Source organism: Mesorhizobium sp. M0293, from assembly GCF_040321735.1.
In the GTDB taxonomy this organism is placed as follows: domain Bacteria; phylum Pseudomonadota; class Alphaproteobacteria; order Rhizobiales; family Rhizobiaceae; genus Mesorhizobium.
The window spans coordinates 1-4,402 of the sequence record NZ_JAMYSA010000221.1 but is presented as its reverse complement, the minus strand read 5'-3'; the positions used below and the strand labels follow the sequence as shown (position 1 = coordinate 4,402).

The following is a 4,402-nucleotide window of genomic DNA, read 5'->3' as shown; positions in this document are numbered from 1 at the left end:
GCGAAACGCGCAGCCGCAAAACAGGCACAACCGGGCGAGCAGGAAAGCTCAGGCATGCGGCATTCAGGCGGAAGCATTGCTTCGATGAAAGGTCGACCCCCACTCCGTCGAGCTTCGCTCGCCACCTCTCCCCCGATCGACGGGGGAGAGGAAAGGCGCGAGATTTGCAAACCGATCACGCGCGGCCGGCTTGGCATGACAATTTTGCCACTGCGCTGGCCTCCTGCAGGCCTCCCGACTCTCCTCAAACGATCTTGACGCGCCGCGTGACCTGGCCATTGCTCTCCCAGTATGTGTGCTTCTTGGCAATCAAGGGATCGTCCATTGCGGGTTGAACCTGTCCCGTGGTGCTGACCGCGCGCGAAGTCACCGTGTGTTCTCCCGGCGAGGGGTTTGCCCAGGGCAGGGACCAGATTTTCCAGGCGTGTTCGGCCTCCTCAGTGTGGTCGATGGTCGCTGGCGCCCAGGGCGCTTGATCGATTTGCACTTCGACCCGGTCGATCGGTGCCCCCCAGGCTGCTCCGACGATGGCGTAGTCCGAGCCTTTCCGGGTGACCTTCGCGGGTGCCGACTTTAGCAGCGCCCGGCCCACCGAGGTCTCGGCCCATTCGGTCTCGCCATTGTGGTCTTCCTCGCGGATGGTGACATAGTCGCGGGCCATCAGAAGGCTCATGAACCGAGTGTCGCGAACCTCGATGCGCTTCAGCCACTTGACGTTGGCGATCCCGTACCAGCCCGGAGCAATGAGCCGCAGCGGGAAGCCGTTGGCCGCCGGCAAGGCAGCGCCGTTCATTTCATAGCAGAGCAGATTGTTCGGGTTCATCGCGTCGGCGAGCGACATGCTGCGAGCGAAATTCTGCTTCATCTTCACGTCGCGTATCGGGATCTCGCTTTCGTCAGTACCGAAAAAGACGACCTCGATGCCCTTCTCGTGAACGCCGGCTTCCTCGAGGATCGGCGCCAGCGGCGTCCCTGCCCAGCGGGCGTTGCCGATGCCGCCGGTGAAAAAGGGAAAACCGTGGTTGCCCGAGCATTCCACCGTGAAGACCACCTCCTGGCGCGGCCGCGCCCTGATGTCGGCGAGCGACAGCTTCAGGGGCTTCTTGACTAGGCCCTCGATCTCCATGGACCAGGCCTTCTCGTCGATCGTCGGTCGATTGAAGTGCGAGATGCTGAAGAACTTGTCGTTTGGCGTTATCCAGCTATCCAGATCCTCCCAGACAAGCTGCGATTGGATACCTACCGGATCGGGATTTTTGGTCGGCTGATCCAGCCACGGAACAACGTCCTCGCCCGCCTGTGTTGGAAAAGCGTAGGCGCGACGCGAGAGAGCAGCGATTGCGACAAGAGCCGCGCTTCCCCCGACAAGAAGTTCTCTGCGTTGAATGCCATGCATGTTGTTTACCTCCCAGTTGATCCGGAACAGGCTGCAACGTGCGTTAGGCCGTAGCCTGATCACGGATAGGCGACACAATGAAAGTCATGCCCAGCCGGAAGTATCCGGATAGGTCAGACAATCACCGACGCACCTCAAGCATGTGTTGGGCGAAATTCTGACATGCGTTTCGCAATCCAAGAGTGCGCCTTTGAAAAGGACGTGTCCACAACTTGGACGGGACATGACAATTTTGTGGCAGACCGATTTCCTGTCGTGCCATTGCTGCTCGGATCGCAACAGGCCGGCCGGGCCTTCGGTGGGCGCACAAGGGCGGAGGCGCCGAAGTGCGCCGCCGGGATCGCCGGGTGGCGAGTTCCGACGTGTTGGAGGTCGAGGCGCTCGCGGTGCGCACCGGCATATCGGGCGACGAGGCGCTGATCGACAGGCTGGGCAGCGACCGCGCGGCCACCGAGCAACCCGCCCGCAGCCTGGAGGTCAAGCGGAAATCCTGATCAGCCAGGGAGAGCGAGATGATCCGGAAACTGAAAGGCGGAAAATACCGCCTCTATTCGCGGAAGAAGGACGAAAAGGGGAAAAGGCGGAACCTGGGCACGTTCGATACGCGGGAGGCGGCGGAGAAGCATGAGCGGGAGGTGCAGTATTTTAAGGGGCATTAAATGCGAGCAATAGCGCCGCATGGCGCGATCCCTCAATGCTACCGTTGTAAGGGAATTCGGCTAGCAGGATGAGTGTGGCGGTATAGGCGGTGACTTCTCCGGTAGAGCTCTTCGCTGTTTCTCGGGCCGCTAGCCCGACCCGCGCTCGGGCCCCAGGCTGTTCATCGCCAGCGCCTGCGCGATCTTGCTTCACAAGGCGGTTGGCTACATATCGCCCGAGCCGGTTTAGCCGCACACCATCGGGCGGAGATAGCCTGTAAAAGAGGCCGCGATCTTAGACACCAGGTCCCATGCCATGGGCAGCAGCAAGAACGCCGAAAAAATCAATATCGCACGCAACACAAACATGTGAGCTATCTTAATGCAGGTGATCTTAAAATTATTGGCATCGCGATTCCTAACAACTGACTGTAGAATATGCCGTAATAAATTTTGCTTAACTTCCTTATTCTCCCATATCTTCACAATGTCACTAACGTGTACATCATAAAAGACGCCAACTTGAATCGTCTTTAAAGACCATCTTCCCGCCGAAAACAGATAGCAGATACCGATAGATAGCAAAACAAAGGCTACTAATCTAAGGGTGGAATCATCTCCCGTCATCCATGAAAAGCCGCCCAGAAATGTTACTACGGGAGTCAGTGCCCCGATCAGTAGCAGAAATGTTGTGGCGCGTGCCTCGGCCGTCCGACGTCGCGCTTCATCTGAATCGACCAATCGGCGGGCCTCCTCCAAAGCGGTATCAGTATCGCCGCCCCAATCCATCTGATCGATATGAGCTATTTGCTCTTCAATTTTCTGCGTCGCTTGCCGCCGCTCCTCGGGGGTAGGACGTTCCGAGGTTGGCCAGAAAAAATCTATCACTTTGCGCATTTTTCAAATACTCATGAGTTCATCTACTATGGCAGAAGCAATCGGATGCCCTACCCGCTTTTCTAACCAAGCCCATTGCCCGTTGGGGTTTATTTCAAGAAACCAGTATTTACCGTCTCTATCTAATATCAGATCAATAGCGCCGAAGCGAAGGCCTAACCTCTTTACAAGACTACGGCATTTAACTGCTAGCGTCTCCGGCATCTCGTGAGCTTTGTGGGCTATATCCGACACATCGCCTCTCCGCCAGTCAACCGTCGAATCTTTCAAGGATTGAGACTCGATGGCCGTTGCGAATACTTTGTCGCCAACGACAGTTACCCGTATATCGCACTGCTTTAAAATTTCCCTTTGATATATTACGGGGCACAGCTCAATCGAAGGTGAGTCGTACTCAGGGATGGGGCCAACACGTGTGGTGAATATAACCCATTCCGACCTTGAGTCTTGTAGATGGCCCGAACAAAGTGGTTTAGCTATCGCATCTCCGCTATCCAAGAACCTTTTTACATTTTGGAAGGTGTTTGATATCAAAGTATTTGGAACTGAAAATCCCGCTGCGATTGCATTGGAAAGCTGCTTGGGCTTGTCCTCGGCCCTCAAAATCGCGTCAGGGTTTGAGAACCATTTCCCCTCAAGGGCGGCACACATACTTTTAATAAGTGCCGACCACTCACCGACAAAATGCCGTGCGTCAGCCTCAAGAAGAGTGGGAAGAGCGGCAGGGCGCCCCGGCCTTCGGAAATAGGCAGCCTTAACATCGGCCAGATTAATACGCTCACGGCGCACCTCAAGGTGCCAAGATAGACGGTTGCCTGAAATGTCACATTCGACGGCTAAATCCCCTGCAGATTCAAGGTTAACTCGTGCAAACGTTGCTCCCCTACCATGCAGCTCTTTGACCAGGAAATCAGTCGTCAGGTCTCGACGATTAGAGAAAAGCAATATCAACTAGTCGTCCTTTTCTGATTTCACTTCTGTCAAAGTGACAATAGATAACATTGCCAGGCTCATTTCCAGGTCGTCTGCCTCACTTCTAACTGCAGTATGTGTCCCCAGCATATTCGCTTCATCGTCTTGCTCATTGCTCACTTTTGTTTTTGTCACAAGTTCAGAAACTTCCAAATCTGCGCTTACAAGTGCGACTTCAATCCCCGCCTGGTTCACCACCCACATTTCTCTATCTTCAGCGTATCTTCCGGGAATATCATTGCTTCCAGTTCGCTCGACTGCGAAACGCGAAAGGAATGGTCGCAATGGAGTGCCTTCTCGGCTCTTGGGGTTCAAAGACATATGGGACCTCCATGTTTGATCGCCTTTATTATATAGCTACACAGCGCTAGTTCGATGATGTGCGCTCGCCGCATTTAAGTCGCAAGTGCCCAAGCCACAATTTCGTAATCGGCGGCAAAGCCAGACTCGTAGCTTTGAGGCGGAATACTGGCGCGCCGCCATCGCGCAAGCTAGGCGC

The 4,402-nt window shown here is 55.3% G+C and carries 6 protein-coding genes; 2 read left to right on the top strand and 4 right to left on the bottom strand.

The annotated features are described in order from the left end of the window. Positions 1-244 precede the first annotated feature (244 nt). On the bottom strand, positions 245-1,396 hold the full coding sequence (locus tag NKJ06_RS34660) for a sulfite oxidase (protein WP_352812417.1): 1,152 nt from the start codon (positions 1,394-1,396) through the stop codon (positions 245-247). Positions 1,397-1,743: 347 nt separating this feature from the next. Between NKJ06_RS34660 and NKJ06_RS34655 the strand changes: the two genes are divergently transcribed. Beyond that, the gene (locus tag NKJ06_RS34655; RefSeq protein ID WP_352812415.1) at positions 1,744-1,890 is read left to right on the top strand and encodes a hypothetical protein; all 147 of its coding nucleotides are present in this window, start codon (positions 1,744-1,746) and stop codon (positions 1,888-1,890) included. 18 nt (positions 1,891-1,908) lie between these two features. Further along, positions 1,909-2,055: a hypothetical protein gene (locus NKJ06_RS34650; protein ID WP_352812414.1), complete on the top strand. Its 147-nt coding sequence runs from the start codon at positions 1,909-1,911 to the stop codon at positions 2,053-2,055. A gap of 225 nt (positions 2,056-2,280) precedes the next feature. Here NKJ06_RS34650 and NKJ06_RS34645 read toward each other — a convergent pair whose 3' ends face one another. Genes NKJ06_RS34645 through NKJ06_RS34635 form a run of 3 tightly spaced genes read right to left on the bottom strand, consistent with a single transcriptional unit; the run spans position 2,281 to position 4,224 of the window. Then, positions 2,281-2,931 (bottom strand): hypothetical protein, encoded by a 651-nt coding sequence (locus NKJ06_RS34645; RefSeq protein WP_352812412.1) that lies wholly within the window; start codon positions 2,929-2,931, stop codon positions 2,281-2,283. Positions 2,932-2,934: 3 nt separating this feature from the next. Further along, complete coding sequence (locus NKJ06_RS34640; protein WP_352812411.1) at positions 2,935-3,882, bottom strand: MvdC/MvdD family ATP grasp protein; 948 nt, start codon at positions 3,880-3,882, stop codon at positions 2,935-2,937. After that, positions 3,883-4,224, bottom strand: coding sequence for a hypothetical protein (locus NKJ06_RS34635; RefSeq protein WP_352812409.1), 342 nt, complete (start codon positions 4,222-4,224; stop codon positions 3,883-3,885). Positions 4,225-4,402 lie beyond the last annotated feature (178 nt).